The organism is Paraburkholderia sp. CNPSo 3281, from assembly GCF_024206515.1.
GTDB classification, from domain to species: Bacteria; Pseudomonadota; Gammaproteobacteria; order Burkholderiales; family Burkholderiaceae; genus Paraburkholderia; species Paraburkholderia nodosa.
The window spans coordinates 18,113-33,452 of the sequence record NZ_JAMBPS010000044.1; the positions used below are offsets into that span (position 1 = coordinate 18,113).

General features: G+C 66.2%; 12 protein-coding genes. 6 read left to right on the forward strand and 6 right to left on the reverse strand.

Translation table 11 applies throughout. The annotated features are described in order from the left end of the window. Positions 1-135 precede the first annotated feature (135 nt). Positions 136-1,365 (forward strand): PepSY domain-containing protein, encoded by a 1,230-nt coding sequence (locus M3I56_RS30420; protein ID WP_254357099.1) that lies wholly within the window; start codon positions 136-138, stop codon positions 1,363-1,365. Positions 1,366-1,382: 17 nt separating this feature from the next. Here M3I56_RS30420 and M3I56_RS30425 read toward each other — a convergent pair whose 3' ends face one another. Beyond that, positions 1,383-2,483, reverse strand: a complete 1,101-nt coding sequence (locus M3I56_RS30425; RefSeq protein WP_028202542.1) for a porin — start codon at positions 2,481-2,483, stop codon at positions 1,383-1,385. A 445-nt stretch (positions 2,484-2,928) separates the two neighbouring features. On the opposite strand from M3I56_RS30425, the gene M3I56_RS30430 reads away from it, so the two are divergent. Genes M3I56_RS30430 through M3I56_RS30440 form a run of 3 tightly spaced genes read left to right on the forward strand, consistent with a single transcriptional unit; the run spans position 2,929 to position 6,073 of the window. Next, positions 2,929-3,816, forward strand: coding sequence for an N-formylglutamate amidohydrolase (locus M3I56_RS30430; protein WP_309249195.1), 888 nt, complete (start codon positions 2,929-2,931; stop codon positions 3,814-3,816). Positions 3,817-3,824: 8 nt separating this feature from the next. After that, entirely contained in the window at positions 3,825-4,595 is a 771-nt protein-coding gene (locus M3I56_RS30435) for an IclR family transcriptional regulator (protein WP_254357100.1), read from the forward strand. Positions 4,596-4,615: 20 nt separating this feature from the next. Further along, entirely contained in the window at positions 4,616-6,073 is a 1,458-nt protein-coding gene (locus tag M3I56_RS30440) for a YfcC family protein (protein WP_254357101.1), read from the forward strand. Positions 6,074-6,144: 71 nt separating this feature from the next. On the opposite strand, the gene M3I56_RS30445 is transcribed toward M3I56_RS30440, so the two are convergent. From M3I56_RS30445 to aepX, 3 genes are read right to left on the reverse strand one after another with little or no spacing between them, the layout of a single operon-like run. Next, positions 6,145-7,212 carry a 2-aminoethylphosphonate aminotransferase gene (locus M3I56_RS30445; RefSeq protein ID WP_254357102.1) on the reverse strand — a complete coding sequence of 356 codons (1,068 nt, stop codon included), beginning with the start codon at positions 7,210-7,212 and terminating at the stop codon, positions 6,145-6,147. Between the two features lie 10 nt (positions 7,213-7,222). After that, positions 7,223-8,422: a phosphonopyruvate decarboxylase gene (gene aepY / locus M3I56_RS30450; RefSeq protein WP_254357103.1), complete on the reverse strand. Its 1,200-nt coding sequence runs from the start codon at positions 8,420-8,422 to the stop codon at positions 7,223-7,225. Next, entirely contained in the window at positions 8,419-10,110 is a 1,692-nt protein-coding gene (gene aepX / locus M3I56_RS30455; protein WP_254357104.1) for a phosphoenolpyruvate mutase, read from the reverse strand. Before aepX ends, aepY begins: the two co-directional genes overlap by 4 nt. A gap of 419 nt (positions 10,111-10,529) precedes the next feature. On the opposite strand from aepX, the gene M3I56_RS30460 reads away from it, so the two are divergent. Both M3I56_RS30460 and M3I56_RS30465 read left to right on the forward strand, forming a co-directional pair. Then, positions 10,530-12,077, forward strand: coding sequence for a methyl-accepting chemotaxis protein (locus M3I56_RS30460; RefSeq protein WP_254357105.1), 1,548 nt, complete (start codon positions 10,530-10,532; stop codon positions 12,075-12,077). Between the two features lie 218 nt (positions 12,078-12,295). Further along, the gene (locus tag M3I56_RS30465; RefSeq protein ID WP_254357106.1) at positions 12,296-14,080 is read left to right on the forward strand and encodes a penicillin-binding protein 2; all 1,785 of its coding nucleotides are present in this window, start codon (positions 12,296-12,298) and stop codon (positions 14,078-14,080) included. Between the two features lie 8 nt (positions 14,081-14,088). Here M3I56_RS30465 and M3I56_RS30470 read toward each other — a convergent pair whose 3' ends face one another. Next, positions 14,089-14,451 carry a DUF4148 domain-containing protein gene (locus M3I56_RS30470; protein ID WP_302057064.1) on the reverse strand — a complete coding sequence of 121 codons (363 nt, stop codon included), beginning with the start codon at positions 14,449-14,451 and terminating at the stop codon, positions 14,089-14,091. A 116-nt stretch (positions 14,452-14,567) separates the two neighbouring features. Continuing rightward, the gene (locus M3I56_RS30475) at positions 14,568-15,320 is read right to left on the reverse strand and encodes a Crp/Fnr family transcriptional regulator (protein WP_254357132.1); all 753 of its coding nucleotides are present in this window, start codon (positions 15,318-15,320) and stop codon (positions 14,568-14,570) included. Between the last annotated feature and the right edge of the window lie 20 nt (positions 15,321-15,340).

The window sequence follows — 15,340 nt, forward strand, 5'->3', positions numbered from 1 at the left end:
TCGCAAAGCTTGCGCCTTCGACGGTCGATCCGTAGAATGCAAACGATTCCTATTTGCAGTAACCTTCAAGATTGCCGTGAGCCCAATTGTGATCGCGTTCGCCCCCGCGCGCCGGCCGGCGTCCCGAGGTTTCGCATGAGACCGCTGTGGGTCCGCCTGCACCGCTGGTTCGGTCTTGGCACCGCAGCCTTCCTGTTCCTCGCCGGACTCACCGGCGCGGTGATCGCGTGGGACCACGAACTCGATGCGTTGCTCAACCCGTCGTTCTTCCGTAGCGCGACGCCGGGCACACCGCTGCCCGCGCTCGAACTCGCGAAGCGCCTCGAGGCCGGGGAACCGCACGCGGTCGTGACCTTCATGCCACTTTCCGTCGAGCCCGGCCACACCTGGATCGCGCAGGTGGCGCCGCGCCTAAACCCCGCAAGCCAGGCGCCCTATGCGCTCGACTTCAACCAGGTCGCGCTCGATCCCGTCACAGGCGAGGAGCAAGGCCGCCGCATGTGGGGCAAGGCTTCGCTTGCGCGCCAGAACCTGATCCCCTTTCTCTACCAGCTCCACTACACGCTGTTCATGCCGACGAAGATGGGCATCGACTTCGGCGTATGGACGATGGGCGTGGTCGGGATGGTATGGCTGCTCGACGGCTTCATCGCGATCGCGCTCGCATTCCCGAGCCTGAAAAGCTGGCGCAAGTCGCTCGCCTTTCGCGTGAAGCGCGGCGGTTATGCGCTCACGTTCGATCTGCACCGTTCGGGCGGCGTGTGGCTTTGGGGACTCCTGATCGTCGTGGCCGTGACATCGATTTCGATGAACCTCGGCGCGCAGGTCGTGCGCCCCGTGGTGTCGGTGTTCTCGACCCTCGCGCCGGACCCGTTCCGCATCGTCGCGCCGGGCCCTGCGCTCACGCCTGACGAAGCAACGGCTGCGCGCGAACGCATCGTGGCCGAAGCCGCCGGGATGGGCCGCCGCGAAGGCATCACGGCGCCGCCCGGCGGAGTCTTCGGGCTGCCCACCTCCGGCGTGTATGGCGTGGGCTACTTCGAGGCGGGCAACGATCACGGCGACGCGGGCCTCGGCAATGCCTGGCTCATCATGAACGCGCGCACGGGCCAGGTGCTCGGCAGGCAGATTCCCGGCCACGGCAGCGCAGGCGACATCTTCATGCAAGCGCAGTTTCCGTTGCATTCGGGGCGCATCGCCGGGCTGCCGGGACGCATCGCCATCAGCCTTACCGGCCTTGTCGTCGCGATGCTCAGCGTGACCGGCGTGCTCATCTGGCTCAAGAAGGCGCGCGCGCGGCGCAAGCCCGCGAAGCAAGCGAAGGCGGCCAGCACGATCGGCACGCGCGAGCGGGCCGCGAACTGACCACCCGGGTCAGCCGATCAGAACTTGTGGCGGATGCCCGTCACCGCGAGGAACTGGTTGCCGTTGCTCGATGCGCCCGAGGTCCCTTCGATCTGCGCCACGGCATTCGTCGCGCGCTGATAGATGAGGTCGAGATAGACGTCCGTGCGCTTCGAGAGGAAGTACTGCAGCGCGCTGGTCGTTTGCCAGTAGTGCCAGCTATCCTTCTGGCCGTTCGCATTCACGCCCGTCCAGGTTTCGCCGATCGCGGCATGGATGGACGGCGTGATCGCATAGCGCAGGCTGACTTCCGCGTTCTGATAGTGCTGGTACTGGCTTTGCGGCGTCAGTTCGAACGCGACGTTCGTGTACATCGCGCCCACACCGAGATTACCAAAGGTGTAAACACCGCCCGCACCCCAGATGCGCTGCTGCGTAATGCCCTTCAGGAACGTGAAGTAGTTGTCCGAAGGAATCGCGCCGGTCGTGTCCGTAGCCGGATGATCGAGCTGCACATAGGCTGCGCCGAACTGCAGCGGGCCGCCCGCGTAGCTCGCGCCCACGCTCCATGAACGGTTCGTCCCGAAGTTGCCTGCGTTGTTGCTGAAACCGTACATCGAGTTGATCGTCAGACCGTGGAATTTGGGCGTGACGTACTTGACGGAGTTGTCGGTGCGGAACGTGTTGTTCAGGTCGTCGGTGTCGAACGGGTGCGTACCGTACTGCGAAGTCTCCACGGCCATTTGCAGCGGTTCGAGCGAGTCCTGCGCCGCGTTGTACTGGCGGCCGAACGTGAGCGAGCCCCAGCGGTCGCTCGCGAGCCCCACCCACGCCTGGCGGCCGAAGATGCGGCCGTTCGCGCTCGCGGTGCCGGTCTGCAGGTTGAAGCCGTTCTCGAGGCGGAAGATCGCGCGATTGCCGCCGCCCAGATCCTCGCTGCCGAGCAGGCCCCAGCGCGAGCCCTGCTCGCTGCCGGCCGTCGCCTGAAAGTTCGACTTGCCGCCCTGGTTGCTCGTGTAGGTGAAGCCGCCGTCGGCGATGCCGTAAAGCGTGACGCTCGACTGCGCGTTAGCGTGCGAGGCCGCGAGACCGAGACCGCCGATGACGAGTGCGAGGCTGCGCCGGGATGCTTGAAACATGCGTTTTTCTCCTTCTGGCATTCGATGTGCCGTGAATTGACGTTGATCTCCAGATGCGCGCCGCGAGGTGCGATCTATCTTTTGTAATCCTGATGAAACGGCCTCGCTGCGCGGCGCAGAGCAACGGCTGCCCGCTTGCGCTCCCCGTTGGCGACGGCTCGTCTTATCGCCCGCTTGTTTTATTGTTTAAAACAACGTATTATTTATTATTCGGGCCGGCTTTCCGTCTCGTCAAGAATCTGTCCCACACCCGCGACACTGAGTGGGGCGTCGCGGCGTCCGTAAAAAACGCTGCAATCCTTTACCGCTGGTTCAATTCGCCATTTTTACCGAGCCATTCCAGGGGAAACCCCAATCGGCCCAATTTTTATCGCGCGCTACGCTGTCTATTGAAATTGAAACGCTGTTTTAATCATTAAAACATGCGACAGGCAACTGACTAGCGATGACGAACACCAACCCACCTTCCTCCCACGCAAACGAACACGCGCCCTGCTTCATCGTTGCGGCACAGGCCGCGCCCCTGCCGATCGTGTTTGACTCCCCGCATAGCGGCATCACCTTGCCGGACGACTTCGGCACCGTCGCGCCGCGCGAGGCGATCCTCAGCTCGTGGGACGCGTTCGTCGACGAACTGTGGGGCGGCGTCCCCGGACGCGGCGGCGTGCTGATCGGCGCACGATTTCCGCGCGCCTATATCGACCCGAACCGCGCCATCACCGACATCGACGCCGAACTCCTCGCCGAGCCCTGGCCCGAGCCGCTCGCGCCCGAACCGTACACGCAGCGGGGTATGGGCCTGATCCGCCGCTACGCGCTGCCCGGCGTGCCGCTCTACGAGCGCAAGCTTTCCGTCGATGAAGTCCGGCACCGCATCGACGCGTATTACCGCCCCTATCGCGCGGCGCTCGCGCAGGCGGCCGAAGCGGCCTACGCGCAGCACGGCGCGCTGTGGCATGTGGACTGTCACTCCATGAAATCGCGCGGCAACGAAATGAACGTCGACTCGGGCGAGGCGCGCCCCGATTTCGTCATCAGCGACCGGCGCGGCACGACATCGGATCCGGCGTTCACGCAATGGGTCGCCGACCACTTTGCGGCCGCCGGCTATCGCGTGCAGATCAACGAGCCGTACCAGGGCGGCGACCTGCTGCGCGCCGTGAGCGATCCGGCACGCAACCGCCACAGCATCCAGATCGAACTGAACCGCGCGCTCTACATGGACGAAGCCGCGTTTGCGAAGCATGCGGGTTTCGACACGCTCAAGCGCGACCTCGACGCCTTCGCCGACGCCCTCGCCAACTGGGTGCGTGTGCAACTCAACGCAAAGTGAGCTTAGCCATGACCTACATCGTCGATGCCGTCGACAACGCGCTCAAACTGCTCAGCTATGTGGCCGAGCATCCCGGCCTTGGCGTAACGGAGTTGTCCACGCAACTGGGCATCAACAAATCGCGCACCTATCGCATGCTTTGCACGCTGGAACTGCACCGCTATGTCGTGCAGGACGCGCAAACCGCCACCTACGCGCTCGGCCCGCAAGCCTTCGTGCTCGGCGTGGCGGCCACGCAGCAGAACACGCTCGTGCGCTCGGCCTCGCGCCACATGCTCGCGCTCAACCAGGCCATCAACGAGACGATCGTGCTGCGCGTGCGCGAGGGCCTCGAGACGGTTTGCGTCGCGCGTTGCGAGACCACGCACCAGATGCGCGCCGTCGGCGCGGTCGGCAACCGCCGCTCGATCAATCACGGCGCTTCGGGCAAGGTGTTGCTCGCGTTCGCACCCGGTGCCGTGCGCACCGACTATCTCGCGCGCATGAAGAAGATGCCCGAGGCGCCGGACCTGATCGCACTCGTCGAGGAACTCGATGCGATCGCGCGCAAGGGCTACGCCGTGAGTCTCGGCGAAGTGACGGCCGGCGCAGTGGCGATCTCCGCGCCGGTGCGCGATATGTCGGGCGCGACGGTGGCGGCCGTCGCCATTTCGGGGCCGGAAATGCGCATTGGCCGCGCCGAGATTCCCGACTACCTCGAACGCCTTCAGGCCTGCGCCGAGGCGATCTCCGCCGAACTCGGCTATACGGGCGCACGCGCCGCGGCGCTTTCCGCCTGAGCGCGCATGGAGGATTCCTTATGATCACCGCTCCGCCCTCCTCCCCGCGTGAAGACACGCCGCCCGCAGAAGGCGCGAAAGAGGAAACGAGGCCGCACGGCAAGATGCTGCACCCTGTCGTCATGATGCTCTGGGTGCTCGCCGCCGCCTTGGCGATGACCTGGTTCGTCGACGCGGGCCGCTTCGAGCGCCACGACAAGCTCGTGATTCCAGGCACCTACCATGTGGTGCCGAAAAGCGGCGATCTCGCCACGCTCGTCGCGCCGGCAGTGACGAAGAGCACGCCCGACCATGCGGCGCCCGCGAGCCTCGTCTCGGTGTTCGTCGCCATACCGAACGGGCTCATCAAGAACGCGCCGCTCATCGTCATGGTGATGTTCGTGGGCGGCATGTTCGGCGTCATGAAGCGCACGGGCGTAGTGGACGCCGGCATCGACCGCCTGCTCCAGCTTACCGCCGGCAACGTCTACGTGCTCGCGCCGCTGCTCATGATCCTGATCGGGCTTGGCAGCACGCTGCTCGGATTTATTTCGGAGTACCTGGTCATCATTCCGATGGTGATGCTGCTCGCGAAACGGCTCGGCCTCTCGAATCTGTTCGCGGTGGCGCTCGTCGCGATTGCGGCGAAGATCGGCTATATCGCCTCGGTCACGAATCCGCTTTCGCTCGCGGTGGCGCAGCCCATCGTCGGCGTGCCGCTCTTCAGCGGGCTGGCGTTGCGGCTTGGCGTGTTCGTGGTGTTTCTGACGATCGGCGTCGCGTATCTGCTGCTCTATGTGCGTCGCAGCGGCTATCGGCGCGAGGCAGCCGTCGAGGCGCTGCATGCGCCCACGCCGCTCTCGCGCCGCCACAAGGCGACGCTCGTCATCCTCGCCGTTGCGGCCGCCGCACTCGTGTTCGGCACGCGCGAACTGAAGTGGGGCAACGTCGAGCTTTCCGCGTTCTACGTGGCGATCAGCATCGTGACAGCGCTCGTGGGGCGGCTCGATTCGCGCAGCGCGTCCGAGGCCTTCGTCGACGGCATGAAGGGCATGGTGCTCGCGGGTCTCCTGATCGGGCTTGCGGCATCCGTCGAGTTGATCCTCCAGAACAGCTTCGTGCTCGACACGCTGATCGACTACTTCACGCGCCTCGCGCACGGACGCTCGAGCGTCTGGGTCGCCAACGGGCTCATGGCCGTGCAGATGCTGCTCGACGTGTTCATTCCCTCGGTGTCGGGCAAGGCCGCGGTGAGCATGCCGATCATCGGGCCTATCGCACAGCTTTCCGGCGTGAGCGGCCAGACCTCGGTGCTGGCATTCGTGCTGGGCGGCGGCCTCACGAACATGGTCACGCCCACCTCCGGCATGCTGCTCGCGTATCTGGCCACGGCGCGCGTGGGCTTTGGCGAGTGGATACGCTTCATTCTGCCGCTCTTTCTCGTGCTGCTCGTGCTGTCTTCGGCGACGCTGGCGCTTGCGGTGGTCACGGGATATTGAAGCCGGGCGCAAAAGCAAACGGGCGGCCGAAGCCGCCCGCCAATCGCTTTCGCAATATTCGAAATACGCTCTTAACGCGTCACTTCATCGAACGCCGCCAGCAAGCGCTCGACGTCGGCCGCGTGAATGTCGCCCATCGTCGAAATGCGGAACAGTTCCGCCGACAAGCCGCCCTGCCCCGCATAGATCACGAAGCCGCGCGCCTTGAGCTCGTCATGCAGCAACGGATAATCGACGCCCGCGGGCAAGCGGAACGCGCGCAGCACCACCGACGATTCGTCCTTCGGCAGCACGCTCTCCATGCCGCGCGCGGCGAGCCCCAAGCGCACCTGCCCGGAAAGCGCTGCATAGCGCGCGTGACGCGCCTGCCAGCCGCCTTCGTCGGCGAGTTCGCGCAGCGCCTCGACAAGCGCGTAATACGCGTGCACGGAAGGCGTGAACGGCGTATTGCGCTGATCCTGCAGCGTGGCAAGACGCTTGAGGTCGAGATAGTACGTGCGGCTATGCGCTTGCGCGAGTGCGGCGCGGCGCACCACCACGAAGGCCGCGCCCGGCACGCCGTGCAGGCACTTGTTCGCCGTCGCCGCCACCGCCGCGATGCTCGCGTCGCCGAAATCGATCGCTTCGGAACCGAAGCTGCTCACGCCGTCCACGAGCATCTGCACGCCGCGCTCGCGACACGCCTCGCCCAGTGCGCGCAGATCGTTCAGGCGGCCCGTGGTCGTTTCGTGATGAATGATCGCGACGTGCGTGACCGACTTGTCGGCGTCGAGCGCGGCCGTGATGCGCGCGAGGTCCGGCGCCTGCATCCAGTCGTGCTCGACGACCTCATGCGCGATGCCGTACTGCTTCGCGATCGCGGTGATGCGCTCGCCATACACGCCGTTCTCGACGATCAGCAGCTTGCCGTTCGCGGGCACGAGCGTCGAGATCATGCTTTCGACCGCAGCCGTGCCGGAGCCCGTCATGAGCACGGCCTGCCATTGCGCGGGGTCGAGATCGTAGACGCCCACGAGGCGCGTGCGCGCCTCTTCCTGCACGTCGAAGAACTCGCTTTCGCGATGGCACAGGTCTTCCTGGAGGAGGCTCTGGCGCACGCGTTCGGTAAGCGTGACCGGGCCGGGATTGAGCAGCAGCATCGGTAGTTCCTTATTTAGCTGACGTGTCGACAGCGGCGCCGATGTGGCGCATGAGGCGCGTCTTGACATCGGGCGGCGTGATCGTAGGGCGCGGCAGGCCGTCGGGCGTGCCACGGCGAATCGTCAGGCGTACGAAGCGCGTACCTTCGACACCCGAAGCGCTCTTCGCGCGTTCGCGCGCGGCGGCGAGCACGCTGTCGAGCATGGCGAGATCGTCGCCTTCCACGGCGTCGGCGTAACCGCACGCGGCGGCCACGTTGGCGAACGACACCTGCCCCGACACGGTGGCCTGGCCACCCGTCGAATCGTGCGCGCCGTTGTCGAGCAGCACGTGCGTGAGGTTCGCCGGACCATAGGCGCCAAGCGTGGCGAACACCCCCATGCGCATGAGCGCGGCGCCATCGCCGTCGAGCGCGACCACGTTCAGGTCGGGCCGCGCGAGCGCGAGGCCGAGCGCGAACGGCGTGACGCAGCCCATCGAGCCCACCATGTAGAGCTGGTTCGAGCGGTCGTCGAGCGCGTAGAGTTCGCGGCCGCAGAAGCCGGTCGAGGCGACGACCACCGTCGATTCGGCCGGCGTCGCGGCGATCACGCGCTCGAGCGCCTGCTGGCGCGTGGGCAGTTGATCAGGAGTCCGTTCGGTCCACCTGGCCTGCGCGACGGGCAGCGCGTGCTTCGCCGGCATCGCGCCGCCGCCCTCGAGTTCGTACGGCGCCACGCTGCCCTTCTGCATGACGAGCGCGTACGGGCGGCCCGTTTCGTCCATGTGCTCGATGGCGCGATCGAGCGCTGCCGCAATCTGGCCGGCTTCGGTGGGGAACGTCTCCCACGGGATTTCCATCGTTTCCAGCATCCGCGGCGTGACCGGGCCCATCAGCGCGTGCTGCGGTTCGTCGGCCACGCCTGGCTGGCCGCGCCACGTCACGATCAGCAGTTGCGGCAGGCGGAACGTCCACGTGAGCGAGGTGAGCGGGCTCACGGCGTTGCCGAGGCCCGAATTCTGCATCATCGTGATGCCGCGCTTGCCCGCGAGCGCCACGCCTGCGATGACCGCGACCGCGTCGCCTTCGTTGGCCGCGCTCACGTAGTGCAGCGAGTCGTCCTGCAGCACGTAGTTGATGAAGGGCGTGAGGTACGAACACGGCACGCCGGCATACCACTCGAAGCCACGCGAGCGCGCCGCTTCGACAAACTGTGCGGCTTCGATCATGCCTGGCCCTCCGCGCCCAGCGGCGTTTGCGCATGAGCGAAATCTCCTGCCCGGCGGAAGTCTTCGAGGTCGTTCACGCCGCGCCAGTGGCCGTGCACGTATTGCACTTCGATTTTCTCGCCGTCTGCGATCAGCGCGTTGAGCAGCGCCGGCATGTCGAGCGTGTCGAAGTCGGCGCGCGTTTGCAGTTGTGCGAGCTTCTTCGCGAGCTTCGCGCGGCCGGCGCCCCGCACGTTCACGAGGCCGATCCAGCGGCCGTGCGGGGCCGCGCCGTTCGCGGCCGGATCGCTCGCCACACGCTCGAGAAATACCTTGTTGCCGAACAGATCGCGCTCGTCGGCGGCCGAGCACCATGCGAAGTCGCGCGTGCTGCTGTTCTCCGACTCAGGCGACGAATCCACCACCACGCTGAAGTCCGCTTCGCTTTCCACGAGATCGCGCAGGATGTAGCTGCGGAACACCAGGTCGCCGTACGAGATCACCGTGTCGTTATCGAGCGCGCCAACCGCGCACGCGAGCGAAGCGAGTTCGTTCGTCTGCGCGAAACGCTCGTTGCGCACGAGCTTGATGCCCGCCGTGTCGATGGCTTCGGCCTTGTAGCCGCCCACCACGGTGATGTCGTTGACCGACTGCTTCTTGAACGCATCGACGAGCCAGCGCAGGAGCGGCTTGCCCGCAACCGGCAGCATCACCTTGGGCTTGTCTTCGGTGTAGACGTCGAGACCCGAGCCGCGGCTCGCGGCCAGCACGATCGCCGAGCCTGCGCCGCGCGACGTAGCCGAAAGGTAGCGGTCCTCGGCTTCCGAGTATTCGTCGGCGTCCTGCAGGCGGAAAATTTCGTTGACCGTAGCAATGCGGTCTTCGACGTCGACGAGCGTTTGCGTGTCGTAAATCGCTTTGGTGACGGCCTGCATGGCCGAAACAGCCGCGCGAATCTGGTGGTTCGCCCAGATCACCGTGCTGATGCCCGCCTTGCGGAACACATCGGTCGGCGTGCTGTAGTACTTGGTCGGCACGATCACGAGCGGGCCGCGGCCCGCCCACTCGCGCGCGAACGTGAGGATCTCGTCAGGCTTCGAGAGCTTGCTGTGGATGAGGATCGCATCCGCGCCGGCCTGGCGGTACGCCTCGGCGCGCTTGAGCGCTTCGTCCATGCCCCAGCCCGCGATCAGCGCCTCGACGCGCGCAACGATCGAGAAGTGCTCGTCGGTCTGCGAGTCCTTGCCGGCCTTGATCTTGCCGCAGAACTCGTCAATGTCGGCGAGCGGCTGCGCCTCGCCCTTGATGAAGCTGTTGGTCTTCGGGAACTGCTTGTCTTCGATGCACACGCCCGCAATGCCGCGCTGCTCCAGCTTGCGCACGAGACGGCGCACGTTGTTGAAGTTGCCGTAGCCGGTGTCGCCGTCGAGCAGGATGGGCAGGTCGCTCGCGTCGGCCATGAATTCGAGGTTGTCGACCACCTGGGTCCAGCTCGCCTCGTTGTTGTCGCGCACGCCGAACTGCGCGGAGATCGAGAGGCCCGAGCCCCAGATCGCCTTGAACCCCGCCTCGCGCGCAATGCGTGCGGAAAGGCCGTTGTGCGCTTCCATCAGGAATTCGAGTTCGTTGCTGGTCAGCATCTGGCGCAGCCGCGCGCTGCGCGATGTGGCAATAGCGGCGGGGACCAGGGCGGGTTCGCGTGCGTTCATTCTTGTTGCTCCAGTGGACGTCATGAGGGCGGCAGCGGGAACTGCGCCGTGTGCGTCGCATCGTTGGGAAAGGTCCTTCATCCCGGCGTCATCGCAGGCCTCGAAGTCAGGCCGGCCGGGGGCAAAGTCGCGACTATATCGGAAATGATTCCTATCCGCAGTCGATCACCGCAGAGAGTGGCAAATCATGGAGTTACAGTGAAATTTGTGGCTTTTGTCGGCGTGTTCGCAGGCGTTTCAGCGTCGCGTCATATGAGCCAGATCAAAGATCTTTGTTTTGTATGAGGAAAAGACTGCCTAAGCAGGGTTCCCCCTGGGTCTCGCTCACGTTTGCGTAGGCCGTAAACACACTCTGGCGGCAACGTATCGCCAGTCGTCCCGCTCCTGCCCTGAGAAATACCCGACCGACCATGCAGACCATGACCCTCAACAAAAAGCTCCGCTCGATGATCGCGATCCTCTGGATCGGCCTGCTGTTGATCGTCGCCTTTGGCGCCTGGCAAAGCCGCGAAGCGATGATCCGCGAGCGGCGCGCGCAGCTCACCACGCTCGTCGACGAAGCGATGAGCATCGCCAACTACTACTACGGCCTCTCGCAACGCAACGTCATGCCCGAAGCCGACGCCCAGAAGCAGGCGCTCACCGTGATCGGCTCGATCCGCTACAGCACCGACGGCTATCTGAGCATCAACAACTCGCAGTCGGTCATGCTGATGCATCCGATCAAGCCCGAGCTCGACGGCAAGAACCTGAGCGACTTCACCGACCCCGCGGGCACTCACGTGTTCACCGGTCTCGTGAATGCCGCGAGCGGCCCGAACGGCGGCTTCCTCGACTACCTCTGGGCCAAGCCGGGCCACAGCGAACCCGTTCCCAAGCTGAGCTTCGGCCACCGCTTCGTGCCGTGGGACTGGGTGATCGTAACGGGCATGTACATGGACGACGTGCGCGCCGAGTTCTACGACAGCCTGCTGCGCTGGCTCGGCGTGACCTTCCTGCTGGGCGGCGCCGCCACCGCCGTGATGGTGCTCGTGGTGCGCAGCGTGCGCAGCAGTATCGGCGGCGAACTGGAAGGCGCGGTGGACGCGGCCAACCGCATCGCCGAGGGGGACCTCACCTTGCGCCTGCAGGTGCAGGGCACGAACGAGACCAGCCTGATGCGTGCGCTCGCCACGATGCAGACGGCGCTCGTGCAAACCGTCTCGCGCGTGCGCAGCGGCGCGGAAAACATCAACGTGGGCGCGAACGAGATTGCGGCCGGCAACACGGATCTCTCGCAGCGCACCGAGGAACAGGCGGCGGCGCTGGTGCAGACCGCGTCGAGCATGGATCAGATGACGGCTAACGTGCGCCAGAACGCGGATAGCGCCCAGCATGCGGCATCGCTCGCGAGCCAGGCCGCCGACGTCGCGACGCGCGGCAGCGCCGTAGTCGACGACGTGGTGCGCACCATGGGCGACATCACGACGAGCTCGCAACAGATCGGCGACATCATCGGCGTGATCGACGGCATTGCGTTCCAGACCAACATCCTCGCGCTGAACGCCGCGGTGGAAGCGGCGCGCGCGGGCGAACAGGGTCGCGGCTTCGCGGTGGTGGCCGCCGAAGTGCGCAGCCTCGCGCAGCGCTCCGCCACCGCCGCGAAGGAAATCAAGGCGCTGATCGAAAAGTCGACCGGCACCGTGACCGAAGGCCAGCACCTCGTGACCAACGCAGGCTCGACGATGACCGAGATCGTGCAGTCGGTGCGACGCGTGCACGAGATCCTCGAAGAGATCAGCAACGCTTCGCGCGAGCAGAGCGCCGGCATCGAACAGGTCAATCGCGCCGTGGGCGAGATGGATCAGGTGACGCAGCAGAACGCGGCGCTCGTGGAACAGGCCGCTGCCGCCGCCCACTCGCTCAAGGATCAGGTGAGCGGGCTGCGCGAGTCGATCGCGAGCTTCCGCTTGCCCGCGCACGCGTAACGTTGTCGCCATACCGGCTCTCCGCCGGTTTGCTTATCTTCCCGCCGGGCCGCGTTCGCGGCCCGCTTCGCTTGGCGCCTCTCCCGCTCCCCTGCACCGCTCGCGCCGCATGACGGCGTGCAACGCGCGCCCAATTGCCTTGCTGTGCGCACCCATCATTTCAATTAAATTACATCATGTTTACAATGTGACTCTGCCCCCGCCATCCCGCCTTACTGATGATCCGTTCCAGGAAACCGCCGCGCGACCCGCACGCAGCCGCGACCCGTCACCCGATGCTTGCGCCGCGCCTGCCCGCGTGGCGTTCGAAGCTCATCGTGTTCATCACCTTCGCGGCATTTGCGGCGCTGGCCGGGCGCGCGTTCTGGATTCAGGTTGCCAATCACGGCTTCTACGTCAAGCAGGGCCAAAAGCGCTACCAGCGCACGCTGGAGCTCGACGCCATGCGCGGGCGCATCGTCGACCGCAACGGCGCATTGCTGGCCGTGAGCCTCGCGAGCTTCGAAGTCTGGGTGAATCCGCGGCTTCTAGACGCCGCCGCGCACGCGCCGCTTGCGCGCCTGCTCGACATGCCGCTCGCGGAACTCGAACGGCGCGTTGCCGGCGACCGCTCCTTCGTGCTGCTCAAGCGCCAGGTGGACGCCGAAACCGCCGCACACATCGACGAGATGGGCGCGGGCGGCCTCACCCTGATCGCCGACTCGAAGCGCTATTACCCCGAAGGCGAATCGGCCGCGCACGTGGTGGGCTTCACCGACATCGAAGACGCCGGCCAGGAAGGCGTCGAGCTTGCCGCGAACGCGCGCCTGCGCGGCACGCCGGGCCAGCGCGAGGTGATCCGCGACCGGCTCGGGCGCGTCATTTCCGAGCCGAGCGAGCGCGTGCAGCCGCGCAACGGCGACACCGTGCAGCTCACCATCGACCGCCGCGTGCAGCAGCTCGCGTACACGCAACTCAAGGCCGCCGTGGCGAAGAATCATGCGGAAGCGGGCAGCGTCGTCGTGCTCGACGCCCAGAACGGCGAAATCCTCGCGCTCGCCAACTGGCCGTCGTTCGACCCGAACGACCGCACGCGGCTCACGGGCAAGCAGTTGCGCAACCGCGCCGTGGTCGACACGTTCGAGCCCGGCTCGACCATCAAGCCCGTGGTCGTTTCGCTGGCGATGGACCTGCACAAGGTCAACGCGAACACGATCATCGACACCGCGCCGGGCACATACCGCATCGGCCCCGCGACGATTCACGACACCTCGAATCACGGCCGCATGACCGTGGCGGAGGCGATCCAGAAGTCGAGCAACATCGCACTCGCCAAGCTCGCGCTGAATCTGCCCGCGCAAACGATCTGGGACAAGTATCAGGAGTACGGGCTCGGGCAGAGGCCCGGCGTCACCTTCCCGGGCGCAGCGCCTGGCCGCGTGCGGCCGTGGGCGCGCTGGCGCCCCATCGAGCAGGCGACGATGGCATATGGCTACGGCCTTTCCACTTCGCTCCTGCAGATGGCGCAGATCTACACGGCCTACGCCGGCGACGGCACGCTGCATCCGGCGGCCCTACTGCGCGATGCGTCAGGCGGCGCGGGCGGCGCTTCCGCGTCGGCGGCGCGCGCGGTCACGACGCCGGCGACGGCTACCGCGATGCGCAAGATGCTGGAAATGGCGACGAGCGACGGCGGCACCGGGCGCGCCGCCAATGTGGAAGGCTATCGGGTGGGCGGCAAGACCGGCACCGCGCGCAAGCAGGTCGGCGCGGGCTACGCGAAGAACCGCTATCGGGCGCTGTTCGTCGGCATGGCGCCGATGAGCGCGCCGCGCGTGATCGTCGCGGTCATGATCGACGATCCGGCCGGCAAGGCGTTCTATGGCGGCACGGTCGCGGGGCCGGTGTTCTCGGGCGTCACGGCCGGCACGCTCCAGTTGCTGGGCGTGCCGCCCGATGTCGCGGCCGGGCCCGAGAGCGCCAAGGGGGCCAGCGGCACCAAGGTCGGCTCAGGGCGCGGTTAGCACCGCCATCAATGATGGCGATACGCGGGCGGCGGCTCGCTGCCGGACACGGCGGCGGGCGCGCCCGCTTCCGCATTGGGCGCGGGCGGTGCGCCGTAGCCCGAGTGCGCGACCTGCTCCTGCGCCAGGCGCGCTTCGTTGGCGCGCTTTTCGGCGAGCCGGCGCATGGCGCTCTGCACATCTTCCGGATACGTGGCGTCGTTCGCCGAAGCCGGGTTGTAGCCCACCGACTCCAGATCGACCAATTCCTGCAGCACCTGGGCGCGCGTCACCGGGCCGTTGTGTGTGCCGGCGGATTGGGCAAACGAGACCGCCGGAACGATCGCCATCATCGACACCAGCGCCGCGCGCCGCATTGCGTTTTTCACCATGCTCTCCGTATGAATTCGATGAGCAAAGTCTACGCAGCGCGGCCACGCCTAAAAACCGGCTCGCGAGGGAGAGAGTCTTCTATTCCTCGCAAGATTGATAAGGAGTTCTGCGATCCTCAGATCTGATCGCGGCCAAATACGCGCAGCCCGTCGAGATCGAGCACGTCCACGCGGTTATACGAGAGCGCGACGAGCCCCTGGCGCTCGAGCGTCTGCAGGGCCTGATTGATCCGTTGACGCGACGCGCCCGCCAGCATGCCGATCTCCTCCTGCGAGATGTCGAGCGCACGCCCCGTCTCGGGGTAGAGATCGGGATTGAACATCTGCGCGAGCGACTGCGCGACGCGCGCATCCACGTCGAGCAAGCGGCTGTTCTGGATCAACGCGATGAACTCCCCCATGCGGTTGTTGAGCTGATGGATCACGAAGCGGTTGAACGGTAGGCTGTAGTCCATGAGCCGGTGGAACGTCTCGGTGGCGACGGCCATGACGAGCGACGGCTGCAGCGCGATCACGTCGTACTTGCGCGGTTCGCGCTTGATCACGCTCCCCTCGCCGAACCAGCCGCCGTGAGGCACGCCCGAAAAGGTGCAGCCGCGCCCCGATGCATTGAAGATCGCCAGCTTCACGAGGCCGGAACTCACGCCGAGCCACCAGTCCGAGGGCGCTTCGCGCGCGGCGACGATCGCGCCCGCGGCATAGCCCTGCGCATGCGAGGACGAGAGCACCCACTCGCGATGCTCGGGCGCAAGCGCGCGGAACCACGCGCAGCGCTCGAACAGCGCGGCCAGACGCGCGGCGTTGGCGGCGTCGATGCGCTCGCCTTCGCGCCATGATTCGCGGGCGGGCGGGGTCCCGTCCGGGGGCATAATGGATTGCGACATCGCGC

Excerpts from the sequence above, each read along its gene's own strand:
- M3I56_RS30420 (WP_254357099.1), top strand. The coding sequence starts at position 136 with ATGAGACCGCTGTGGGTCCGCCTGCACCGCTGGTTCGGTCTTGGCACC.
- M3I56_RS30425 (WP_028202542.1), bottom strand. The coding sequence starts at position 2,483 with ATGTTTCAAGCATCCCGGCGCAGCCTCGCACTCGTCATCGGCGGTCTC.
- M3I56_RS30430 (WP_309249195.1), top strand. The coding sequence starts at position 2,929 with ATGACGAACACCAACCCACCTTCCTCCCACGCAAACGAACACGCGCCC.
- M3I56_RS30435 (WP_254357100.1), top strand. The coding sequence starts at position 3,825 with ATGACCTACATCGTCGATGCCGTCGACAACGCGCTCAAACTGCTCAGC.
- M3I56_RS30440 (WP_254357101.1), top strand. The coding sequence starts at position 4,616 with ATGATCACCGCTCCGCCCTCCTCCCCGCGTGAAGACACGCCGCCCGCA.
- M3I56_RS30445 (WP_254357102.1), bottom strand. The coding sequence starts at position 7,212 with ATGCTGCTGCTCAATCCCGGCCCGGTCACGCTTACCGAACGCGTGCGC.
- aepY (WP_254357103.1), bottom strand. The coding sequence starts at position 8,422 with ATGATCGAAGCCGCACAGTTTGTCGAAGCGGCGCGCTCGCGTGGCTTC.
- aepX (WP_254357104.1), bottom strand. The coding sequence starts at position 10,110 with ATGAACGCACGCGAACCCGCCCTGGTCCCCGCCGCTATTGCCACATCG.
- M3I56_RS30460 (WP_254357105.1), top strand. The coding sequence starts at position 10,530 with ATGACCCTCAACAAAAAGCTCCGCTCGATGATCGCGATCCTCTGGATC.
- M3I56_RS30465 (WP_254357106.1), top strand. The coding sequence starts at position 12,296 with ATGATCCGTTCCAGGAAACCGCCGCGCGACCCGCACGCAGCCGCGACC.
- M3I56_RS30470 (WP_302057064.1), bottom strand. The coding sequence starts at position 14,451 with ATGGTGAAAAACGCAATGCGGCGCGCGGCGCTGGTGTCGATGATGGCG.
- M3I56_RS30475 (WP_254357132.1), bottom strand. The coding sequence starts at position 15,320 with ATGCCCCCGGACGGGACCCCGCCCGCCCGCGAATCATGGCGCGAAGGC.